Annotated in this window: 24 protein-coding genes and 1 riboswitch; of the genes, 11 read left to right on the top strand and 13 right to left on the bottom strand. The window is 39.0% G+C overall.

The features are described 5' to 3' along the window. Positions 1–284: 284 nt before the first annotated feature. The 4 genes from rplM (at position 285) to INQ00_RS07900 (ending at position 2,438) form a co-directional block, all read left to right on the top strand. Positions 285–713 (top strand): 50S ribosomal protein L13, encoded by a 429-nt coding sequence (rplM, locus tag INQ00_RS07915; RefSeq protein ID WP_005628896.1) that lies wholly within the window; start codon positions 285–287, stop codon positions 711–713. 16 nt (positions 714–729) lie between these two features. Next, positions 730–1,122 carry a 30S ribosomal protein S9 gene (gene rpsI / locus INQ00_RS07910; protein ID WP_005696173.1) on the top strand — a complete coding sequence of 131 codons (393 nt, stop codon included), beginning with the start codon at positions 730–732 and terminating at the stop codon, positions 1,120–1,122. Between the two features lie 231 nt (positions 1,123–1,353). Further along, positions 1,354–1,992, top strand: a complete 639-nt coding sequence (sspA, locus tag INQ00_RS07905) for a stringent starvation protein SspA (protein WP_005696172.1) — start codon at positions 1,354–1,356, stop codon at positions 1,990–1,992. Next, complete coding sequence (locus INQ00_RS07900) at positions 1,992–2,438, top strand: ClpXP protease specificity-enhancing factor (protein WP_197546730.1); 447 nt, start codon at positions 1,992–1,994, stop codon at positions 2,436–2,438. Before sspA ends, INQ00_RS07900 begins: the two co-directional genes overlap by 1 nt. A 47-nt stretch (positions 2,439–2,485) precedes the next feature. Here the strand turns inward: INQ00_RS07900 and trpA are convergent, their stop codons facing one another. The 9 genes from trpA to INQ00_RS07855 all read right to left on the bottom strand — a co-directional run bounded on the left by trpA (position 2,486) and on the right by INQ00_RS07855 (position 11,104). Next, positions 2,486–3,295, bottom strand: a complete 810-nt coding sequence (trpA, locus tag INQ00_RS07895) for a tryptophan synthase subunit alpha (RefSeq protein ID WP_197546729.1) — start codon at positions 3,293–3,295, stop codon at positions 2,486–2,488. Next, complete coding sequence (gene trpB, locus INQ00_RS07890) at positions 3,295–4,491, bottom strand: tryptophan synthase subunit beta (protein WP_197546728.1); 1,197 nt, start codon at positions 4,489–4,491, stop codon at positions 3,295–3,297. The genes trpA and trpB overlap by 1 nt, the downstream gene beginning before the upstream one ends. A gap of 12 nt (positions 4,492–4,503) precedes the next feature. Next, entirely contained in the window at positions 4,504–5,262 is a 759-nt protein-coding gene (locus INQ00_RS07885) for an SDR family oxidoreductase (RefSeq protein WP_197546727.1), read from the bottom strand. A gap of 23 nt (positions 5,263–5,285) precedes the next feature. After that, positions 5,286–6,722: a bifunctional indole-3-glycerol-phosphate synthase TrpC/phosphoribosylanthranilate isomerase TrpF gene (gene trpCF / locus INQ00_RS07880; protein WP_197546726.1), complete on the bottom strand. Its 1,437-nt coding sequence runs from the start codon at positions 6,720–6,722 to the stop codon at positions 5,286–5,288. Positions 6,723–6,763: 41 nt separating this feature from the next. Next, positions 6,764–7,765, bottom strand: a complete 1,002-nt coding sequence (gene trpD / locus INQ00_RS07875) for an anthranilate phosphoribosyltransferase (protein WP_197546725.1) — start codon at positions 7,763–7,765, stop codon at positions 6,764–6,766. Between the two features lie 11 nt (positions 7,766–7,776). Then, positions 7,777–8,163, bottom strand: a complete 387-nt coding sequence (locus tag INQ00_RS07870; protein WP_005629316.1) for a tautomerase family protein — start codon at positions 8,161–8,163, stop codon at positions 7,777–7,779. A gap of 9 nt (positions 8,164–8,172) precedes the next feature. Continuing rightward, a complete protein-coding gene (locus INQ00_RS07865; RefSeq protein ID WP_005697516.1) occupies positions 8,173–8,757 on the bottom strand; it encodes an aminodeoxychorismate/anthranilate synthase component II in 585 nt (194 codons plus the stop codon). Positions 8,758–8,769: 12 nt separating this feature from the next. Further along, entirely contained in the window at positions 8,770–10,320 is a 1,551-nt protein-coding gene (trpE, locus tag INQ00_RS07860) for an anthranilate synthase component I (RefSeq protein WP_197546724.1), read from the bottom strand. Positions 10,321–10,522: 202 nt separating this feature from the next. Then, positions 10,523–11,104: an FMN-dependent NADH-azoreductase gene (locus tag INQ00_RS07855; protein WP_111327239.1), complete on the bottom strand. Its 582-nt coding sequence runs from the start codon at positions 11,102–11,104 to the stop codon at positions 10,523–10,525. A gap of 261 nt (positions 11,105–11,365) precedes the next feature. Here INQ00_RS07855 and thrS point away from each other — a divergent pair, with 261 nt between their 5' ends. The 5 genes from thrS to rplT all read left to right on the top strand — a co-directional run bounded on the left by thrS (position 11,366) and on the right by rplT (position 15,742). Continuing rightward, a complete protein-coding gene (thrS, locus tag INQ00_RS07850) occupies positions 11,366–13,297 on the top strand; it encodes a threonine--tRNA ligase (RefSeq protein WP_070582446.1) in 1,932 nt (643 codons plus the stop codon). Positions 13,298–13,424: 127 nt separating this feature from the next. Then, a complete protein-coding gene (locus INQ00_RS07845) occupies positions 13,425–14,240 on the top strand; it encodes a D-hexose-6-phosphate mutarotase (protein WP_197546723.1) in 816 nt (271 codons plus the stop codon). Between the two features lie 123 nt (positions 14,241–14,363). Beyond that, a complete protein-coding gene (gene infC / locus INQ00_RS07840; RefSeq protein WP_425306929.1) occupies positions 14,364–14,927 on the top strand; it encodes a translation initiation factor IF-3 in 564 nt (187 codons plus the stop codon). 198 nt (positions 14,928–15,125) lie between these two features. Further along, positions 15,126–15,323, top strand: a complete 198-nt coding sequence (gene rpmI, locus INQ00_RS07835; protein ID WP_005596065.1) for a 50S ribosomal protein L35 — start codon at positions 15,126–15,128, stop codon at positions 15,321–15,323. A 65-nt stretch (positions 15,324–15,388) separates the two neighbouring features. Next, positions 15,389–15,742, top strand: coding sequence for a 50S ribosomal protein L20 (gene rplT, locus INQ00_RS07830; RefSeq protein WP_005596075.1), 354 nt, complete (start codon positions 15,389–15,391; stop codon positions 15,740–15,742). 242 nt (positions 15,743–15,984) lie between these two features. Here rplT and dxs read toward each other — a convergent pair whose 3' ends face one another. The 3 genes from dxs to xseB form a co-directional block, all read right to left on the bottom strand. Further along, positions 15,985–17,838 carry a 1-deoxy-D-xylulose-5-phosphate synthase gene (gene dxs, locus INQ00_RS07825; protein WP_197546722.1) on the bottom strand — a complete coding sequence of 618 codons (1,854 nt, stop codon included), beginning with the start codon at positions 17,836–17,838 and terminating at the stop codon, positions 15,985–15,987. A gap of 69 nt (positions 17,839–17,907) precedes the next feature. Further along, positions 17,908–18,801 (bottom strand): (2E,6E)-farnesyl diphosphate synthase, encoded by an 894-nt coding sequence (ispA, locus tag INQ00_RS07820; RefSeq protein ID WP_111327232.1) that lies wholly within the window; start codon positions 18,799–18,801, stop codon positions 17,908–17,910. A gap of 3 nt (positions 18,802–18,804) precedes the next feature. Beyond that, positions 18,805–19,047 carry an exodeoxyribonuclease VII small subunit gene (xseB, locus tag INQ00_RS07815; protein WP_005696153.1) on the bottom strand — a complete coding sequence of 81 codons (243 nt, stop codon included), beginning with the start codon at positions 19,045–19,047 and terminating at the stop codon, positions 18,805–18,807. 167 nt (positions 19,048–19,214) lie between these two features. Here xseB and thiI point away from each other — a divergent pair, with 167 nt between their 5' ends. Next, positions 19,215–20,666, top strand: a complete 1,452-nt coding sequence (gene thiI / locus INQ00_RS07810) for a tRNA uracil 4-sulfurtransferase ThiI (protein WP_197546721.1) — start codon at positions 19,215–19,217, stop codon at positions 20,664–20,666. 35 nt (positions 20,667–20,701) lie between these two features. Here the strand turns inward: thiI and INQ00_RS07805 are convergent, their stop codons facing one another. After that, complete coding sequence (locus INQ00_RS07805) at positions 20,702–21,646, bottom strand: gluconeogenesis factor YvcK family protein (protein WP_197546720.1); 945 nt, start codon at positions 21,644–21,646, stop codon at positions 20,702–20,704. A 157-nt stretch (positions 21,647–21,803) separates the two neighbouring features. Further along, positions 21,804–21,945: riboswitch (molybdenum cofactor riboswitch) on the top strand. On the opposite strand from INQ00_RS07805, the gene moaA reads away from it, so the two are divergent. Continuing rightward, positions 21,934–22,947: a GTP 3',8-cyclase MoaA gene (gene moaA / locus INQ00_RS07800; protein WP_049355725.1), complete on the top strand. Its 1,014-nt coding sequence runs from the start codon at positions 21,934–21,936 to the stop codon at positions 22,945–22,947. (Overlaps the previous riboswitch by 12 nt.) Positions 22,948–23,026 lie beyond the last annotated feature (79 nt).

Here is a 23,026-nt window from a genome sequence, read left to right as displayed (position 1 = left end):
AAGATAAGAACTAATATGCGTCAATTTCAATGATTTCATCAAAATAATGAATGAAATTAATGATTGTTTATTGTGCGTTGTATTTTAAAAGAAAATCAATTTATTTGCACAAAAAGTTAGCATTTTTTCTAAAAATAGGTATAATACGCCGACCCTGTAAATGCACGGATTCCCACCGTGCATTATTTTATCGAGATCACACTCGAAGGGGTGTAGATTAAGATCAATGGTTGTGTTTCGATATGAAACACTGGGTATCAAACTTATATTTTGGTAATTAATTAATGAAAACTTTTGTAGCAAAACCGGAAACAGTAAAACGTGACTGGTATGTGGTAGATGCGACAGGTAAAACTTTAGGTCGTTTAGCTACTGAATTAGCACGCCGTCTTCGTGGTAAACACAAGGCTGAGTACACTCCACACGTAGATACTGGTGATTACATCATCGTTATCAACGCAGATAAAGTGGCAGTAACTGGTCGTAAAGAAACAGATAAACTTTACTACTGGCACACTGGCTATGTAGGTGGTATCAAACAAGCGACTTTCAAAGAAATGATCGCTCGCCGTCCTGAAGCGGTGATTGAAATTGCGGTTAAAGGTATGTTGCCAAAAGGTCCATTAGGCCGTGCAATGTTCCGTAAATTAAAAGTGTATGCAGGTGCAGAACACCAACACGCAGCACAACAACCACAAGTATTAGACATTTAATCACGAGGTTTAGGAAATGGCAGAGAATCAAAACTACGGCACTGGTCGCCGCAAAAGCTCTTCAGCTCGTGTATTTATCAAACCGGGCAGTGGTAAAATCACTATCAACCAACGTGAATTAGACGTATATTTTGGTCGCGAAACAGCTCGTATGATCGTACGTCAACCGTTAGAATTAGTGGAATTAACTGATAAATTAGACCTATACATCACTGTTAAAGGTGGTGGTATTTCTGGTCAAGCGGGTGCAATCCGTCATGGTATCACTCGTGCATTAATGGAATATGATGAGACTTTACGTCCTGCTCTTCGTGCAGCTGGCTTCGTTACTCGTGACGCACGTCGCGTTGAACGTAAAAAAGTTGGTTTACACAAAGCACGTCGTCGTCCACAATACTCCAAACGTTAATTTTTATTATCGTTTCAAGAAAGCAGAGAGCAATCTCTGCTTTTTTTATATCTGTAAAAACAAATTAATTAAAAATTACCGTTCTTTGATTTTTCATCGGTTGTTTATAATCAATTGATTTTAAAGAAGAAATAAGAAATTGTTAGCAATTTATCTGCCGGTTATGTTAAAATAATCGACCATTTTTTTTAGTAGAAGTATATAAGTTAGTTTGGATCTTCGGAGGAATAAATGTCCAATGCATCAAGTAAACGTTCGGTAATGACTCTTTTTTCAAATAAAAATGACATTTACTGCCATCAGGTAAAAATTGTTTTAGCTGAAAAAGGTGTTGCTTACGAAAACGAAGAAGTTGATCTGCAAGCATTATCAGAAGATTTAATGGAATTAAATCCTTATGGCACATTACCAACCTTGGTGGATCGTGATTTAGTGTTATTCAGCTCACGCATCATTATGGAATATCTTGATGAGCGTTTTCCACATCCTCCACTTATGCCAGTTTATCCGGTTTCTCGTGCGAAAAGCCGTCTTTTAATGTTACGTATCGAACAAGATTGGTACCCAACATTAGAAATTGCTGAAAAAGGCACAGAAGTTGAACGTGAAGAAGCGTTAAAACAGTTAAAAGAAGAGTTGTTAGCGGTATCCGTCATCTTCCAACAAACCCCTTATTTTATGAGTGAAGAGTTTGGCTTAGTCGATTGCTATGTTGCCCCATTATTATGGAAACTACGTAATATGGGTGTTGAATTTAGCGGTACAGGAAGCAAAGCAATCAAAGGCTATATGGATCGTGTATTTAGCCGTGATTCCTTCTTACAATCAGTGGGTGAAGCTGCGCCTAAAAATTTAATGGATGATAAATAATGACCCACACACCTTCTCCAAAACGCCCTTATTTACTAAGAGCCTATTATGATTGGCTAGTGGATAATGATTTCACCCCATATTTAGTGGTGGATGCGAATTATTATGGTACCAATGTGCCGGTGGAATATGTGAAAGATGGGCAAATCGTCTTAAATCTTTCTGCGGGAGCAACTGGGAATTTGCAATTAACCAATGATTTTATTCAGTTTAATGCACGTTTCCAAGGTGTGGCTCGTGAATTATATATTCCGATGGGTGCAGCTTTAGCTATTTATGCACGTGAAAATGGTGATGGCGTGATGTTTGAGCCAGAAGACATTTACGATGAATTAAATCGTGAGCCAACATCAGAACAGCCATTAAGTTTTGCAGAAGTGGTAGATAAGCCTAAAACTGAAAAGAAACCACAGAAATCAGCATCTCATTTACGAATTGTAGATTAATGAAAGAAAAATAAAAGTGCGGTTAATTTTAACCGCACTTTTTTTATTTATGATTTGGTTGCTGCTTTCATATTGCGAACAAACTCGGCGAGTTCAGACAAGCATTGAGCCTGATTGTCTAAGTTTCGCTCAATAATTTTTACTGTTGCAGAACCTGAAATTGCACCTGCTGCCCCCAGTTGAAGGGCTTCTTTCACTTGAGCAGGTTGAGCAATACCAAAACCTTGTAGAATTGGTGGTGCTTTGTGGGCTTTAAGTTGTTCTACAAGTGTGTCTAAGTTTGCGGCGTGCGCTTGGTTTTCTGCACTTGTTACACCCGCACGAGAAACTAAATAGGTATAGCCTTCGCTGTTTTCAGCAACGCCTTGTACCGTTTTGGTATCAGCATTTGGTGGGCAAATAAAGACAGGTTGAATACCGTGTTTTTTAGCGGCTTGAACATAGTCTTCTTTTGCCAATAGCGGAATATCTGCCACTAAAACCGCATCCACGCCGACTTCTGCACAACGTTGATAGAAATTATCTAAGCCTTTCGCAAAAATTAAATTCGCACAAAGGAGTAAGCTAATCGGAATCTCTGGATATGTTGACCGCACTTTAGCGAGTAATTTAAAGCTATCTTCTGTGCTATGTCCGGCATTCAATGCACGATTATTAGCCGCTTGAATAACAGGGCCGTCTAATAACGGATCCGAAAATGGGAAACCCAGTTCTAAAGCATCTGCGCCATTTTCGACTAAAGTGCAAATAATCTCAAAAGAGCGATCAAATGTTGGATCGCATAATGTAACGAAAGGTACAAAAGCCCCTTCTTTTTTCACTGCAAGTTCTGCAAATTTAGTTTCAAAACGGCTCATTATTGCATTCCTTTTTCTTTTAAAACTTTATCAACGGTGAAAATATCTTTATCACCACGACCAGAAAGATTCACCACTAAAATTTGTTCTTTATTTGGTTCTTGATGAATCATTTTTAACGCATGCGCTAATGCGTGGGAGCTTTCCAATGCAGGAATAATTCCTTCATGTTTTGCTAACGCTTGGAAAGCATTTAAGGCTTCATCATCTGTAATACTTGGGTATTCTGCACGACCAATGCTTTGTAAGTAAGCATGTTGAGGCCCTACAGAAGGGAAGTCTAATCCAGCAGAAATAGAGTAGGATTCTTCTACTTGACCATCTTCCGTTTGCATTAAAGGTGATTTCATACCGAAATAAATACCCACTTTTGCATGGCCTAATGGCGCACCATGTTCACCGCTTTCAATACCATGGCCAGCAGGTTCTATACCAATTAAACGTACACCTTTTTCATCAATAAAATCGGCAAACATACCAATCGCATTAGAGCCACCACCGACTGCAGCAATAACTGCATCGGGTAAGCGCCCTTCTTTTTCTAAGATTTGACGTTTGGTTTCTTCACCAATCATTTTTTGGAATTCACGCACAATCGTCGGGAATGGATGAGGGCCTGCCGCTGTACCCAATAAATAATGGGTGTTTTCATAGTTGGCTGACCAATCACGCATGGCTTCACAGCAGGCATCTTTCAATGAGCAAGAACCTTTTTGTACAGGAATCACTTCGGCACCCATCAAACGCATACGGAATACGTTTGGTGATTGACGTTCTACGTCCTTTGCACCCATATAAACACGGCAAGGCATATCTAACATCGCACAAGCTAGAGCGGTTGCCACGCCATGTTGGCCCGCACCAGTTTCGGCGATAATGCGCGTTTTACCCATGCGTTTTGCCAATAAAATTTGACCTAACACTTGGTTGGTTTTATGGGCACCACCGTGAAGTAAATCTTCACGTTTTAAATAAATTTTTGCTTTTGTACCTTTGGTTAAATTACGACAAAGGGTAAGTGCGGTTGGTCTGCCCGCATAATTTTTCAGTAAATCTTGAAATTCACGTTGGAATTCAGGATCGTCTTTTGCTTCAACAAAGGCTTTTTCTAGCTGTTGTAGTACCGGTACGAGAATCTCTGGTACATACATTCCGCCAAATTCACCGAAATAAAGATTTAAAAGGGTTTCTGACATAATATTTCCTTGTTATTTTTGAATTCTTGCGACATTAAGTGGTGCAAAGGTTTGTGCAGTAGGCATCACTTCAATGCGATTAATATTGACATGTTCTGGTTGTTGATTGAGCCATAACACAATATTAGCAATATCTTGTGGACTGACATATTCCACATTTTCATAGAGTTTTTTAGCTCGGGCATCATCACCTTTAAAGCGGATATTAGAAAATTCAGTTCCACCACAAAGACCGGGTTCAACATTGGACACGCGAATTTGTGTACCAGCAAGATCGGCTCGAAGATTTAAACTAAATTGTTTTATAAAAGCTTTAGTGCCACCGTATACATTGCCACCTGGATAAGGATAAGTACCTGCAATTGAGCCTAAATTAATAATATGACCTGAATTGCGTTCAACCATTTGGGGTAACACAAGACGAGTGATGGTAACGAGACCTTTAATATTGGTATCAATCATTTGCATCCAATCGTCTAAACTCGCTTTATCTGCACTTTCTAAGCCTAATCCTAAACCTGCATTATTCACCAATAAATCAATGGATTGCCAAGTAGCGGGAAGGGAATGGAAAGCATCTTCTGTTGCTTGGCGATCTGAAATATCAAAGGCAAGAAAGTGGAAGTTTTCACCTAATTCTTGTTGTAATTGTTCTAAACGTGCTACGCGGCGCCCTGTGCCAATCACACGATAACCATTTTCAATAAGTGTGCGACAAATTGCCGCACCAAATCCGGCAGTTGCGCCGGTTACTAACGCTGTTCTTTGCATAATACTTCCCCTTAGCAATCAGATTAATTTGACAAAATCGTCTTAAAAACTGACCGCACTTTTTCGCTGTCTTTTACGCCTGCGGCAGTTTCTACACCAGAATTGAGATCAACCCCTAGGCAACCTTGCTTAATGGCTTGTTCAATATTGTTAGGTGAAATGCCACCAGCCAAAATAATTTTGTGTTTCAAATTTTCAGGAATGAGTGACCAATTAAAGGTTTTTCCTGTGCCACCTTGTTGATTAGCGGATTGGCTATCGAAAATATAGCGAGCAATATTTAAATCATCAGTAAAATCAACCGCACTTTGTGCTTCAGTATCTATTGAAATGGCTTTCCAAATTTGAGTTTCCTCAGGCAGTTGGTGACGAAGTGCGGTAATAAATTCAGCGGTTTCTGAACCGTGTAGCTGAACCGCATAAAGCTGCAATTGTTTAGCGATTTTTACAATAAAATCAATTTCTTGATTCTGAAATACGCCCACAAAACGAAGTGGTGATGCGGTCACTAATTCTTGAGCTTGACGTAGGCTCACACAGCGTTTTGAATGTTCGACGAAAATTAAGCCGCCGTATAATGCCCCGTTTGCATAAACCTCTTTGACATCTTGCGTGCGAGTTAAACCGCATACTTTATTTTCGCCAAAAATCACTTCACGCACAGCATTATTTAAATCTGCACTGCCCATTAGGCTGCTGCCGATTAAAAAGCCATGTGCCACTTTTTGCAAATCACGAATTTGGCTGTGATTATAAATCCCCGATTCGCTGATAATACGTGCATCACTAGGAATGCGATCGGCATATTTTTGTGTGAGTTCTACCACGCGGTTTAAATCAACAGTGAGATCGTGAAGATTACGATTGTTAACCCCGATAATTTTTGCACCTAAAGCAAGGGCGCGCTCAAACTCTTCTTCGTTGCTGGTTTCCGTCAACACGCCCATGCCGAGAGAATGCGCCAGATCAGCTAGTATGCGATAGGTTTCATCATTCACCACTGAAAGCATCAATAAAATAGCATCAGCTTGATAATAGCGTGCAAGATAAACCTGATATTCGCTGATCATAAAATCTTTGCACAATACAGGTTGTGAGACAACGTCACGTACTTGCGGCAAATAGTCAAATTTACCTTGAAAGTATTTCTCATCCGTTAGCACAGAAACCGCTGATGCATAATGTTTATATACATTGGCGATTTCATCTAAATTAAATTCATTACGAATTAATCCTTTAGAAGGAGACGCTTTCTTACATTCCAAAATATAAGCAGGCTTTTGATGTGTGCCTTTAGCCAACGCATCATAAAAAGAGCGGTCAGATTTGTGAATGTTTTCTTTAAATTGTGAAAGCGGAAATTCAGCTTCCTTTGCCTTAACCCATTGTGCTTTGTCTAAGACGATTTTTTGTAGCACCGTAGCAGAGTCAATTGGTTTAGTGAAATCTTGCGTGATCATAATCTTTCTTCTTATTGTGGCTTATCAAATCAGCCTTTATCTTAATATTTTGTTAAATGTTGTAGTGTCTCAAACGCTTTGCCTGATGCAAGGTGAGCCAACACATTTTGAACATTTTGTTTTAAGTCATCATGACCAAATAATTTCAACAATAATGCTACATTTGCGGCTACCGCATTAGCATGTTCAGCTTTGCCCTTACCTTGTAAAAGAGCAGTCAGATATTGGGCATTTTCTTGCGGTTCGCCACCACGTAAACTTTCTAAAGATTGTGTTTTTAAACCAAAATCTTCTGGCGTTAAGGTGAAGTAGTCAATTTTGCCGTTTTTAATTTCAGCGACTTGGGTTTCTCCGTGTACAGCGACTTCATCAAGACCGGCACCATGAACCACAAAAGTATGCTGATGACCTAATGCGACAGCGGTTTCAGCGTAGGTTTTCACTAATTCAGGGGCATACACGCCAAGCAAATGATAAGTTGGGCGAGCGGGGTTAATCAATGGACCTAAAATATTAAAAAGCGTACGCGTTTTTAATGCCGCACGAACAGGGGCCACATGTTTAAACCCACTGTGATATTGTTGAGCAAATAAGAAACATACGCCAATATCATCAAGCGCTTGACGAGCTTGTTCTGGCGTGACGTTGACATTCACACCGAGAGCGGTTAATACATCACTGGCACCGGATTTACTTGATACGCTACGGTTGCCGTGTTTTGCCACTTTGGCACCCATAGAGGCTGCAACAATGGCGCTAGCAGTAGAAATATTAATTGTGTTTTGACCATCACCGCCAGTACCCACAATATCCGCAAAAGGGTAGTCAGGTCGAGGGAATGATTTGGCATTTTGCAAGGATGCCGATACCGCACCACTTAATTCTTCAATGGTGGCACCACGTACTTTTAACGCAATCAGCATGGCAGCGATTTGTTCGTTATTGAGCTCGCCTTGCATAATGGCATTAAAAATGACCGCACTTTCTTCTTTATTAAGTGTTTTTCCGCTGTAAAGTTGTTCTAATAATTGAGCCGTTTGCATAATCTCGTCCTTTATACGTAAATATCGTAATCTAAATCGCGCGCTTCATCGCCAGTCATACCACGGAAGCCCCAACAATGCGCCGGTTGTTCTTTAATCGTAATTTCAACGTTGTGAGATTTAATCCCAATTTTGTATTCGAGTTCACTGAAAAGCATTTTGATTAAACGTTTTTTCGTACCTTCCATACGACCTTGCATCAGGTTAATTTCAATAACGGTGTAATCATCGTTACGATCGATAGGATAAAGAAAATCTTCTTTATCTAAACATAAGAAACGAATCGCATGCTTTCCGCGAGGGATGTCTAAACCAAGGTTTAAACAGTTATAAATTACTTCAGCAATATCTTGACGACGAGGTGCAAGCACTTCTTTTAATCCATATACGGTAATCATTTTTCTTCCTTAATCTCTGTTTAATAACCATTCCACAGATTGTTGTAATAATTTGGAACCTTGCACAGTAAGGATGCTTTCTGGGTGGAATTGGAAAGCACAAATTGGCAAGGTTTTATGACGAATTGCCATCACGATACCATTGTAATCGGCATTGACAATAAATTCGTCAGGCAGATTTTTACCCATTAAAGAGTGATAACGAGCCACAGGCATTGGGTTGGCAATATCTTTAAACATGGCTTGGTTATCGTGTTGAATGCGCGATACTTTACCATGTAATACTTCGCCTGCATGTACAACCTCTCCACCAAAGGCTTGAATAAGCGCTTGATGGCCTAAGCAAATACCAATAATTGGCACATCATTTTTTAAACGTTCAATGAGCGGGAGCAAGATACCTGCTTCAGCCGGAGTACCTGGTCCTGGAGAGAGTGCAAGAATCGTATCCGGTGTATTTAATGCTTCTTGTACCACTTGTTCTAAATTAGTGTCATTACGATAAATTTTTACGTTATGCCCAAGCACACGGAATTGATCCACTAAGTTATAAGTGAATGAATCAAAATTATCTAAAAAGAGAATATTAGCCATAATTTATCGTCCTTATTTTGCTTGGGTATTGATTTGTTTGATTGCTTTAAGTACTGCAGCTGCTTTATGGCGAGTTTCATCCGCTTCCATTTGAGGGTCAGAATCCAACACTTCACCACAACCCGCTTGAATATGGGCAATGCCATTTTGTACAAAAGCAGAACGAATGACGATACAGGTATCGAAATGACCATCAGAGGTGAGATAACCGACCGCACCACCGTAGCTGTGACGTTTTTGCTGTTCAAATTGATAGATTAACTGCATCGCTTTGATTTTAGGCGCACCAGTTAAAGTCCCCATATTCATGCAAGCTTGATAAGCGTGTAAGGCATCAAGTTCAGGACGAAGTTTACCCACTACGCGAGAAACCAAATGCATGATGTGAGAATAGCGATCCACTTGCATTAATTCGGCGACTTTACGTGTACCGCTTTGACACACGCGAGCAATATCATTACGGGCTAAATCCACTAACATTAAATGTTCAGCTTGTTCTTTATGATCAAGACGTAATTCTAATTCCAAGCGCGCATCTAATTCAGGGTCAATATTGCCATGGGCATCAAAACCACGCGGGCGAGAACCTGCAATGGGATAAATTTCTAATTGGCGATTATCCGGTGCATATTTCAACGCACTTTCTGGTGATGCACCGAATAAAATGAAATCCTCATCGTTCATGTAGAACATATAAGGGCTTGGATTGTTATGTTTTAATTGTGCATAGCTCGCAAGGGTATTCGGGCAAGCTAATGAAAAACGGCGAGATGGCACAATTTGGAACACATCACCAATATTAATATGATGTTTTAATGCTTTGACAATGTCGATAAATTCAGGATCTTCAAAATTGGTGTTGACCTCATCACTTGCTGCTTTAATGGAAAATACGCCATCAATATTTCTTAATTTTTGAGCAATAGAAAGTGCCGTTTTCGCGACTTCCACTTGTTCTTCTTGACTAAAACAAAAGCTTTTTAATGTGGCTTGTTGGCTTTGGTGATCGATGGTAATTAAATTTTCTGCGAGATAAAAACTGTAATCCGGGCAGTTAATGCCATCATCTTTTAATTCAACACCTTGCATTGGAATAAAATTTGCCACCAAATCATAAGCAAATAAACCACCTAAAAAGACAGGTGTGCTGCTATGTTGATAATGGTTAGAAATTACACGAAGTCCATCAAAAATGGTTGCAGCTTGTAATTTGCTGTCTTCATCTAATTGATTGTCGAGCGGCGCGAATTGTACAGAAAATTCATTCTCAAAATTAATCGCACTTATGGTACCGAGTTGGCTTAATACAGGATGAATTTCGTTTAACACTTGTTTTCCGTTCGCATTCAGTGCTCTAAAAGTCACTTGATTGCCTAAACAAGTAATTTTAACGGCGGCATTAATCAGAATAAGGCTCTGTAAGCTGTTTTTACTGCCAATTTCGGCAGAGTCGAGTAGAAGAGAATTTGAGTTCTGTTGACATAGTGTATTAAAAATTGCGGTGGTGTCAGCATGATAGGGAACCGGTTGAGAGGTCACCGCAATAAAAGGGGTATTTTTCATAATCAATCCTGTATTTTGAACTTCTGCACTATTAAACTAGTACATGATGCATAAGTCAAGAAAATAATCAAAAATTTGGCGTGATTTTACAATATTTTTTTAATTTTTAACCAAAGATATTAAAAATAGAGGAAGTTGATTAGAAAAAAGCCATTTCGAGGCATATCTCAAAATGGCTTAATAGAAGAAGTAGATTTAGTGATTAGAGAGAAGCAACGATCTCATCAATTTTATTTCTTGCTGAACGTTGTGCTTTTTCAATTGCCTCTGCACCTAATCCAATACCTTTTGCATAAGCAAACTGAACATCGGTAATACCAACAAAACCTAAAATCGCTTTTAAGTAATTTGTCACATTGTTGTTTTCATCATACATGCCACCAAAACTTGCTAATACAATCGCTTTTTTACCTTGAAGTAAACCCTCAGGGCCATTTGCAGTGTATTGGAAAGTCACGCGAGGACGCGCAATAAAATCAAAGTAAGATTTAAGTTGTGTTGGGATGCCTAAGTTATACATAGGTGCACCAATTACGATGATATCCGCAGCCTTTAATTCAGCCACTAATTCATCTGATAAGGCTAAAAGTGCATTTTCTTCTGCAGTTTTAGGTTCGCCACGTACCGCAGTTGCCGCCGTTGCATCAAAATGGGGAAGTTGTTGCGCCGCTAAATCACGTACCACAATGTTGTGTTCTTTTAATTTTTCAATGGTGTAATCGGCTAATTTATTACTTTGAGAGTGATCTGCAAGGATGCTTGATTTCAATACTAATACGTTCATAGAGTTTCCTTTAATTTGTGTTTGTCAAAAGTGCGGTCATTTTATCGGAAATTTTGAATAGATAAAGTAGCTATCAGGAAAATCATTATTTACTCATTGGAAAGAATTCAGCGAGATATTAACAAGTGTGGTGGAAAGTGCTAAAATTCTCCGCCGCACTTGGTTTGCTCGATAGTGGGAGTGAATGAAAGTGCGGTTTGTTTTTTAATCATTATTTGCATGTTGCCTTTCGTATGGGCGACCACTGTATAAGGAAAAATTATGCCTATTATTACTTTACCGGACGGTTCTAAACGTGAATTTGATCGTCCAGTTTCTGTGTTAGAAGTGGCTCAAGATATCGGAGCCGGTCTTGCCAAAGCAACCATAGCTGGCCGTGTAAACGGTGAACGTCGTGATGCCTGTGACATCATCAATGAAGATGCCAACCTTGAAATTATTACTGCAAAAGATGAAGACGGTTTAGAAATTATTCGTCACTCTTGCGCACACTTGCTTGGTCACGCAATTAAACAATTATTCCCAGATGTCAAAATGGCAATCGGTCCAACGATTGAAAATGGCTTCTATTATGACGTGGATTTAGACCGTTCTTTAACGCAAGAAGACATTGATGCGATTGAAAAACGTATGCTTGAATTGGCGAAAACCAATTATGACGTCATCAAAACTCCGGTAAGCTGGCAAGAAGCAAGAGATACTTTTGAAAAACGCGGTGAGCCATACAAAATGGCTATCTTAGATGAAAATATCGAACGTACCGCAACGCCTGCGCTTTATCATCACGAAGAATACATTGATATGTGTCGTGGACCACATGTGCCAAATATGCGTTTCTGCCACAACTTTAAATTAATGAAAGTTGCAGGTGCTTACTGGCGTGGTGATAGCAAAAATAAAATGTTACAACGTATCTATGGTACGGCGTGGGCTGATAAAAAACAATTAGCGGAATACTTAACTCGCTTAGAAGAAGCGGCAAAACGTGACCACCGTAAAATCGGTAAAGCGTTAGATTTATATCATATGCAAGAAGAAGCACCGGGTATGGTGTTCTGGCATAACGATGGTTGGACAATTTTCCGTGAATTGGAAACCTTCGTTCGTACAAAATTAAAAGAATACGATTATCAAGAAGTGAAAGGTCCGTTCATGATGGACCGTGTGTTATGGGAAAAAACAGGTCACTGGCAAAACTACGGCGATTTGATGTTTACTACACAATCAGAAAACCGTGAATATGCGATTAAACCAATGAACTGCCCAGGACACGTTCAAATCTTTAACCAAGGTTTAAAATCTTACCGTGATTTGCCAATCCGTATGGCAGAATTTGGTTCTTGTCACCGTAACGAACCATCGGGTTCTTTACACGGTTTAATGCGTGTACGTGGCTTCACTCAAGACGATGCACATATTTTCTGTACTGAAGACCAAATTGAAAGTGAAGTAACCAGCTGTATTAAAATGGTTTACGACATTTACAGCACGTTCGGTTTCCAAAATATTCAGGTGAAATTATCTACTCGTCCTGAAAAACGTATTGGTGCTGATGATATGTGGGATCGTGCCGAAGCAGGTCTTGCAGCAGCATTAGCACATAACGGTCTTGAATATGAAATTCAAGAAGGTGAAGGTGCATTCTATGGTCCGAAAATTGAGTTTGCATTACGTGACTGTTTAGATCGTGAATGGCAATGCGGTACCATCCAATTAGACTTTGCATTACCTGGTCGTCTAAATGCGTCTTATGTGGCAGAAGACAATGATCGTCGTACACCAGTTATGATTCACCGTGCGATTTTAGGTTCGATTGAACGTTTCATCGGTATCATTACTGAAGAGTATGCGGGTTTCTTCCCTGCATGGTTAGCACCAGTTCAAGCGATTGTGATGAACATTACCGATAGCCAAGCAGACTACGTTCAAAAAGTAGTAAAACAACTTTCTGATGCGGGATTACGTGTTAAAGCTGATTTACGTAATGAAAAAGTCGGCTTCAAGATCCGCGAACACACCTTACGTCGCGTGCCTTATATGCTTGTTTGCGGTGATAAAGAAATCGCAGAAGGCAAAGTGGCAGTACGTACCCGTAAAGGTGCAGATTTAGGTACTTTCACGATTGAAGAGTTTGCTGAAATCTTAAAATCCCAAGTAAGACAACGTGAGTTGAAATTGTTGGGTGAAGAGTAATTAATTCTTTAAAATCTTAATTAAAAATGACCGCACTTTGATGTGCGGTTTTTTTATATTCACGGTATAAAAATAAACTCAAGTATCTCTTTCTTCTATATAATAGCCTTATCACAAGGAGACGAATATGACAGCTCAAATTCAACAATTAACACCAGAATTAACTTTAGAACGTATCAATGAAATTCCTGTTTTAATCTTAAATCACTCCGTAGGTTCAGCTCGAATTGCATTACAAGGCGCGCAGTTATTAAATTGGCAGCCTAAAGGGACAGAGCAGGATATCTTTTGGTTAAGTGAGATTGAACCTTTCACACAAGGTGTGGCAATTCGCGGCGGTGTACCGCTTTGTTACCCTTGGTTTGGAGGTGTTAAACAGCCTTCACACGGTACAGCGCGTTTACGTTTGTGGCAATTGAGTGATTATGATCTCCAAGCTAATAAAGTGCGGTTAGAATTTTCGCTCTTTTCTGAATATGGTGTGATTGAAGCCAAAATGAAAATGGAATTTACCGATAAATGCACAATGACTTTAACGCATTTAGGGCAAGAACCAGCTCAAGCGGCATTACACAGTTATTTTAATATTGGTGATATTTCACAAATTGAAGTCCAAAATTTACCAAGTCGTTGTTATGACTCACAAGGTAAACATACTGATGTTCCTTCAACACGCAGAATAGAACAAGGTGTGGATTGTATTTATACGTTAGAGAAAGATAAAACATTGTTGGTGGATAAAGCGTTTAATCGACATATTCAAATTACACACCATCATGCAGATTCAATTGTGCTATGGAATCCTTGGGAAAAAACACCAAGTGCGATGCAACCAGAAGGGTATAGAACAATGGTATGTATTGAAACCGCAAGATTAGAAAAACTACTTCAATTTGGAGAGAGTATTTCAGCTGAAATAAGTGCTTTAACTACTGATATTTAAAGGAATAGAAATCCTTGTTGCATAAACGTGGCAAATACTATAAAATTTTGCCCGTTTTTTGTTTGTTTTTATAGCAAATGATTTAATAAATCTTCTGTTTGAAGACAGTAGGTTTTTTCTTAAATAAATAGAAGGAATAACATTATCAAAACCGTAAAAAAAGCTCCGGCAGCTAACCGCCCGAATCGCATTAACGATGAAATTCGAGTAAAAGAAGTTCGTTTGATTGACCAAGATGGTGAACAAGCGGGGATTGTATCAATTCAACAAGCCTTAGATATGGCAGAACAAGCAGCGCTTGATTTAGTTGAGATCAGTCCGAATGCCGAACCACCGGTTTGTCGTATTATGAACTACGGCAAGTTCCTCTATGAAAAGAGTAAAACTGCAAAAGAGCAGAAGAAAAAACAAAAAGTCGTACAAGTGAAGGAAATTAAATTTCGTCCAGGTACTGACGAAGGTGACTACCAAGTTAAATTACGTAGCTTAATTCGTTTCTTAGAAGATGGCGATAAAGCGAAAATTACTGTACGTTTCCGTGGTCGTGAAATGGCTCACCAAGATATCGGTTTAGACGTATTAGAACGTGTTAAAAACGATTTGGCTGACATTTCTGTGGTGGAATCTGCACCGGGTAAATTAGAAGGTCGCCAAGCAGTAATGGTGTTAGCACCTAAGAAAAAATAATTTTTTATTTAGATCTAATCTAGATAATCGAATTTTCACTTCGGTGAGAATACAACTGCATATTGGGCAAACTACGCAGCCTAATTGCTTTTGGAGAAGGGCAATTCAATTTGCCATATTGGAATAATTAGTGCCTACAAGTAATCTTCGGATTCGCCTAATTATGTGTTTAACTTAAAATGCGGAGTTATTTTAACAATGCCTAAAATTAAAACAGTACGTGGTGCTGCTAAGCGTTTCAAAAAAACAGCTTCTGGCGGTTTCAAACGTAAACAATCTCACTTACGTCATATTTTGACTAAAAAGACAACTAAACGTAAACGTCATTTACGTCATAAATCAATGGTTGCGAAAGCAGACCAAGTTTTAGTAGTAGCTTGCTTACCATACGCATAAGCCGTTATTTAAGCAAAACGTACGATTAGTTAAATTAGTTAAAATATTACATAGGAGATTAAATAATGGCTCGTGTAAAACGTGGTGTTATTGCAAGAGCACGCCATAAGAAAGTTCTTAAGGCTGCTAAAGGTTATTATGGTGCACGTTCACGCGTGTATCGCGTTGCTTTCCAAGCGGTGATCAAAGCTGGTCAATACGCATATCGTGACCGTCGTCAACGTAAACGTCAATTCCGTCAATTATGGATTGCACGTATCAACGCTGCGGCTCGTCAAAATGGTTTATCTTACAGCAAATTTATCAACGGCTTGAAAAAAGCGTCTGTTGAAATCGACCGTAAGATCCTTGCTGATATCGCTGTATTCGACAAAGTAGCGTTCGCTGCATTAGTTGAAAAAGCAAAATCTGCACTTTAATTTTTAAAGTTTAGATTCAAAAATTAGGACGCTGAAAAGCGTCCTTTTTTATTACCTCCAAAAAAGAAAAAACCGCTACTCAAAACTTGAATAGCGGGGAGGTCTTAATTATAAGAAACTTCAAAAAGATAACTGCAATATGCAGTGCACTAGCAATGTATCAGACTGTGTGTTTTTGAAATAGTTCGATATTTTTGAAAAAATATTTAAAAAATATCAAAATCAAACGAAAATGAACGAATTTAGCCCTTTATAAAGGCAATAATTTGCTCTTCAATTCCTTTTTCATCTAATTTAATTTCAGCAAGCGCTTCTTGTTGTGTGCCTTGCGGAATGAAGATATCAGGTAAACCTAGTTGTAAAAGTGCGGTTGTTTTTCCATGAGAATTTAGCACTTCTGAAACAGCAGAACCAGCACCACCTTGAATCGCATTTTCTTCCAATGTCACAATGACGTCATGTATATTCGCCACTTCTAGAATACGAGCTTCATCAATTGGTTTCACAAAGCGCATATCGACAACAGTCGCATTGAGTTTTTCTGCCACAGATAAAGCAGCTGGTAAGAGTGTACCAAAATTCAGAATCGCGATTTTTTCACCCTCACGAACCATTTTTGAACGACCAATTTCTAATTCAGCAAGTGGGGTTAATTCTACGCCGATTGCATTTCCACGCGGATAACGTACCGCAGCAGGTTTACCACATTTATAACCAGTATAAAGCATTTGGCGGCATTCATTTTCATCACTTGGTGTCATAATGATTATATTCGGAATGCAGCGCATAAAACTTAAATCAAACGCACCTTGGTGAGTTTGACCATCAGCACCTACAATACCTGCACGATCGATGGCAAAGAGAACAGGTAAGTTTTGAATGGCGACATCGTGAATAAGTTGATCATAAGCACGTTGTAAGAAGGTAGAATAAATGGCTACAACAGGTTTATAACCACCAATTGCAAGACCGGCAGCAAAGGTGACAGCGTGTTGCTCAGCGATGGCTACATCAAAGTATTGTTGTGGGAATCGTTCTGAAAATTCTACCATGCCAGAACCTTCACGCATTGCAGGGGTAATACCGACTAATTTATCGTCTTGTTCCGCCATTTCGCATAACCAATCACCGAAGATTTTTGAATAGGTTGGTTTAGCATTTGATTTAGGAAGTTGGCCGCTTGTTGGATCAAATTTTGGTACGCCATGGAAACCAATTGGGTCTTTTTCTGCCGGCTCGTAACCTTTTCCTTTTTTAGTTTTGATATGTAAGAATTGCGGCCCTTTGAGATCACGCATATTGCTTAAAGTAGCAATTAATTCATCAATATTATGCCCGTCAATTGGTCCAATATAGTTAAAACCGAGCTCTTCAAAAAGCGTACTTTCTGGCGAGAACATCACACCTTTCATGTGCTCTTCGGTTTTCTTCATAAAGTTTTTAACGGTCGGCACCTTATCTAAGATTTTTTTGCTGCCATCCCGAACTGTTGAATATAATGAACCAGAGAAAATGCGGGCAAGGTGATTATTCAATGCTCCCACATTTTCAGAAATCGACATTTCATTGTCATTTAAAATGACCAACATGTCAGTATGCAAAGAACCCGCATGGTTTAAGGCTTCAAATGCCATCCCCGCAGTGATTGCACCGTCACCAATCACACAAACGGTTTTTCGACCTGCATTTTCACGTTCTGCCGCAACAGCAATACCTAGTCCTGCACTGATTGAAGTAGAAGAGTGACCAACACTTAATACATCGAATTCACTTTCTTCACGCCAAGGGAAGGGATGAATACCGCCTTTTTGGCGAATGGTGGACATTTGATCTCGACGCCCCGTCAAAATTTTGTGTGGATAAGCTTGATGGCCCACATCCCAAATTAATTGATCAAAAGGAGTTTTAAAAATGTAGTGTAGTGCAACCGTTAATTCAACGGTACCAAGACCAGATGCTAAATGACCACTGGTTTGACTAACGGATTCCAACAGATAACTCCGTAACTCCTGACAAAGTTGCGGAAGCTGATCTTTATTTAAAAGACGCAAATCTTCCGGCGAATTAATTAAGGATAAAAGAGGATAGTTGTTCATATATTCGTTAGTCCTAAAATGTGAAAAAAGTGACCGCACTTTGAAAAATCAAAGTCAGTGTTGTCACCATTAACTTTTACGATTGACAATAAATTCAGCTAATGCACGCAATGCAGTGGTATCAAAAGGTAAATTGTCTAATTCATGTAAGGCAGTTTGATAGAGTTCTTGGGCTTTTTGTTTCGCACCCTCTAATCCTAACAGCTTTGGATAAGTGCTTTTATCTAAATCTAAATCAGATCCCACCGGTTTACCGATTTCGGCACTATCACCTTCAATATCTAAAATGTCATCTTGTACTTGGAAAGCTAAACCAATAGCTTGTGAATAACGTTCTAGTTGTTGCTCTAATTCTTTGTTTTCAAAGTGAGGAGAGCAGATAAAACCCAGTTTTAATGCGGCCGTTAGCAACGCACCCGTTTTGTTGCGATGAATAAGTTCTAATTCGGCTAAATTAACTTGTTTGTGTTCTGAAATTAAATCTAAACTTTGCCCTAAACACATGCCTTGTACGCCAGATGCTTGAGCTAAGGCTTTCACTAATTGCAATTTTTGTTCTGCAGAAAGAGAAGGGGCTTCAGTAAGAATTTCAAAGGCAAAAGTTTGTAACGCATCGCCAGCTAAAATGGCAGTAGCTTCATCAAAAGCAATATGACAAGTTGGTTGACCACGACGAAGTTCATCGTTGTCCATGGCAGGCAAATCATCATGGATTAAAGAATAAGCATGGATAGCTTCAATGGCTGCTGCCGCGTAATCTAAAGCTGTTGTTTCTGCACCCAGCATTTTACCCGTTGCATAGACAAGGAAAGGGCGAACACGTTTGCCGCCTAGTAATAAGCCATATTTCATGGCATCACGCAAAGGGGCATTATAAGAGTCAATTTCTTCAAATTGATTGGCTAAAAACTGATTAATACGATCTTGAACTTGTTTGAGTTCAGTGCCGAATTGATAACTCATGGATTACTCGTCCCCTTGATAATCACTTAATGGGGCGGTTTCGCTTTTTTGTAACAAAATTTGAATACGTTGTTCTGCTTGTTGCAAGCGCTCTTGACCAAGTTGAGCCAATTTAATACCGTTCTCAAATTCTTTCAGCGCATCTTCCAATGGTAATTCACCGCTTTCAAGTTTTGTCACAATTGTTTCTAATTGTGCAAGTGTTGTTTCAAAATCAGGTTCAGCATTTGCTGGTTTACGCGCCATTAAATTATCCTTTTCAGATGAATAAATTGCTCCGTATTGTACTTGATTTTTATAGGGATGTTAAAAACTTATTTCAAAGTGCGGTCAGTTTTTCGTGAGAATTTGAACTTTGTGGGATCTGGAATTTAGCGTACAATACGGCCATTTTTTATTATTCACAGATTATTATGAAATTTATCGTTAAACTTTTTCCTGAAATTATGATTAAAAGCGAAACCGTGCGTAAGCGTTTCGCAAAAATTTTGACTTCAAATATCCGCAATATTTTACAGAAATATGATGAAGAAACAGCGGTTGTTCGTCATTGGGATTACATCGAAGTGCGGTCAAAAAATGAAGCCAATCGTGAAGAGTTGATTGCGCTTTTACAACGCATTCCAGGGATTCATCATTTTTTAGAAGTGGAAGAAAAACCGTTTACCGATTTACATCATATCTTTGAGTTGACCTTAGCGGATGTCGCTGCTCAACTAGAAAACAAAACCTTTTGTGTACGCGTAAAACGTAAAGGGAAACATGATTTTAGTTCCATTGAAGCAGAACGTTATATCGGTGGTGGTTTAAATCAGCATATTGAAAGTGCAAAAGTACGCTTAAAAAATCCTGATGTGACGGTGCGTATTGATATTGAAGATGACAAAATGATGCTGGTGAGAGCTCGTCATGTTGGTCTTGGTGGTTATCCAATTGGGACACAAGAAGATGTGCTTTCATTGATTTCAGGTGGATTTGATTCAGGTGTATCTAGTTATATGCTTATTCGCCGTGGTTCACGTGTGCATTATTGTTTCTTCAATTTAGGTGGTGCTGCCCATGAAATTGGCGTGAAACAAATGGCTTACCATATTTGGAATCGTTATAGTTCATCACATAAAGTCCGTTTTATTGCCATTCCTTTTGAAGGTGTAGTGGGCGAGATTTTAGAGAAAGTCGATAACGGACAAATGGGCGTAGTATTAAAACGAATGATGGTGCGAGCTGCAAGTAAAGTTGCACAACGTTTTGATATTCAAGCGATCGTTACTGGTGAGGCGCTCGGACAAGTTTCGAGCCAAACTTTAACCAATTTACGTTTAATTGATGAAGCATCTGATGCGTTAGTATTACGTCCACTCATTACTCATGATAAAGAACAGATTATCGCGATGGCGAGAGAGATCGGCACAGATGATATTGCTAAATCCATGCCGGAATTCTGTGGAGTGATTTCTAAAAATCCAACGATTAAAGCGGTACGTGAAAAAATTCTTGAAGAAGAAAATCACTTTGATTTTGGCGTGTTGGAAAGTGCGGTTGAAAATGCACAATATTTAGATATCCGCCAAATTGCAGAAGAAACAGAAAAAGAAGTAGTGGAAGTAGATACCATTTCGGTGCTTGGCGAAAATGATATTATTTTAGATATTCGTAGCCCTGAAGAGACAGATGAAAATCCATTTGAATTAGATGAGCATCAAGTGATGCAATTGCCGTTTTATAAATTATCTTCACAATTCGGCTCATTAGATCAAAGTAAAAATTATGTGCTTTATTGTGAGCGAGGCGTGATGAGTAAACTGCAAGCGCTTTATTTAAAAGAAAATGGTTTCACGAATGTAAGAGTTTTCGGGAAAAAATAAGCCAAAAAGTGACCGCACTTTAACGTGCGGTTTTTTTATTCGTAATCTAATTCACCGACTAATTCATCGATAGCTTTGGCAAGTAACGTTCTGTCATGACGATAGCTAATATCATCCGCATTCAAGCGTTTAGCTAAGATTTTAATGGAAGAAATCGCAGACAAATCGACCGCACTTTTTTCGCGATAAGGGGTAATTGCACCATTAATAACGGGTTCACCGACAATTTCATTAATTTTCTGAATACGATCAGCCAGTGAAAGCTGAGAGGCAGCGCCAATTTCTACCCCTAAATTATCAATAAAAATTACTTTCGCTTTGCTATTACGCAGGGCAGTCGCTAATTCAGGTAGCAATAGCGGAGGCATAATGCTCGTCATGAAACTTCCTGGACCAAGTAAAATGACTTCCGCTTGTTCCAATGCTTGGATGGCTTCTTGTGCGGCTTTAACCATCGGTACTAAGAAAAGTGATTGGGGTAATTCTGTTAAATTATCAATGCTCACTTCCCCCACAATACTGGAGCCGGAACCTAAACTCGCGGCAAGATGAACAGGTTCTTCTGACATGGGAATAATGTGAGATTTTACCTTGAGTAATTCACGAATTAAGTTAATGGCTTCAATAGGGCGAATATGCATATCTTCTAAAGCTTTGAGCATTAAATTGCCTAAATTATGCCCAGAAAGTTCACCTTCACCGGTAAAGCGGTATTCAAATAATGCAGATGCCGTGCTTGGCTCAATGATGATTTGGTTTAAGCAATTACGTAGATCGCCCCATGCGATACCACCTCGTTCTTGGCGAATTCGGCCAGTTGAACCGCCGTTATCTGTGGTGGTGACTATACCGGTTAAACGCTCTTTCATAAAACTAAGCGCCGATAATACACGCCCTAATCCATGGCCACCACCAATGGCAACAATATGTTTGATTTCGTCTAAATGTTCATGACGGCTGTGACGAGATAAATCAGACATTTTTCTTCCTTTTTTACCTATAAATAATTATAAAAAATAATGTTATATATTTTTTTATATAAGTTAATGCTGTTATTTTTATCAATATAGTCGGGTTATTCTACCAAATTATTGCTATTAACCGCTTGCTTTTATTACAATACCAACACAATTTATTTTTAACGCATAACTCCGAGCTTGTTTAGCCTAAGTTTCACAAGAAATACGGTGGCAAGCCAATAACGCGGTACGTTATTCAGGGATACGCTGGAAACGGTTTATCCTCTCCATATTTAGAAAGGTGTAAAATGCAATCCATTCCTATCAAGAACGTAGGAGAGTCTCGCTTAGTCGATCCTTTCCAACGCCAATATTACTATCTACGACTGTCGATTACCGATCAGTGTAATTTTCGTTGTACCTATTGTTTACCTGATGGTTATCAACCCGAAGCTAACAAACCAAGTTTCTTAACCTTAAAAGAAATTACCCATCTTGCTCAAGCGTTTGCTGAAATGGGCACAGAGAAAATCCGTTTAACGGGTGGCGAACCGACTTTACGCAAAGATTTTATTTCTATTGCTGAAAGCATTGCTAATATTGATGGAATCCGTCAATTAGCTGTCACGACAAATGGCTATCGCATGGCAAAAGATGTGGCAGATTGGAAGAAAGCAGGGATTACGTCTATTAACGTCAGTGTTGATAGCTTAGATCCTAAAATGTTCCATCAAATTACAGGTATCAATAAATTTGATGACGTGATGCGTGGTATCGATCGTGCATTTGAGGTGGGCTATAACAAAGTTAAAGTCAATTCAGTTTTAATGAAAAATTTGAATGACAAAGAGTTTGAGCAATTCCTTGTTTGGGTGAAAGATCGTCCAATTCAAATGCGCTTTATCGAACTCATGCAAACGGGTGAAATGGATAGTTTCTTTGATAAATTCCATCTTTCAGGGCAAGTATTAGCGGATAAATTGCTGCAAAACGGTTGGCAATTACAACATAAATCCCATACTGATGGTCCAGCTAAAGTATTCACGCATCCTGATTATGCAGGCGAAATTGGCTTAATCATGCCTTATGAGAAGAATTTCTGCGCAAGCTGTAATCGTCTTAGAGTATCAGCGAAGGGCAAACTTCATCTCTGTTTATTCGGCGAAGAAGGCATTGAATTACGTGATTTATTGCAATCCCATGAACAGCAAGATATTTTGCAAGCACGTATTTTTTCTGCATTGCAAGGCAAGCGTGAACATCATTATTTGCATATCGGTGATAGTGGCGTAAGAAATCATTTAGCCTCTATCGGTGGCTAAAAGAAAATAGGTGACTTTTACTGTTCACTTATTTTGCTTTCGTCACACATGTAAAACATTCAATATTTTAACCGCACTT

Source organism: Haemophilus parainfluenzae, from assembly GCF_014931275.1.
Taxonomy (GTDB): Bacteria; Pseudomonadota; Gammaproteobacteria; order Enterobacterales; family Pasteurellaceae; genus Haemophilus_D.
Note: the sequence above shows the minus strand (reverse complement) of the source record. Positions and strands in the feature narration are given on the sequence as shown.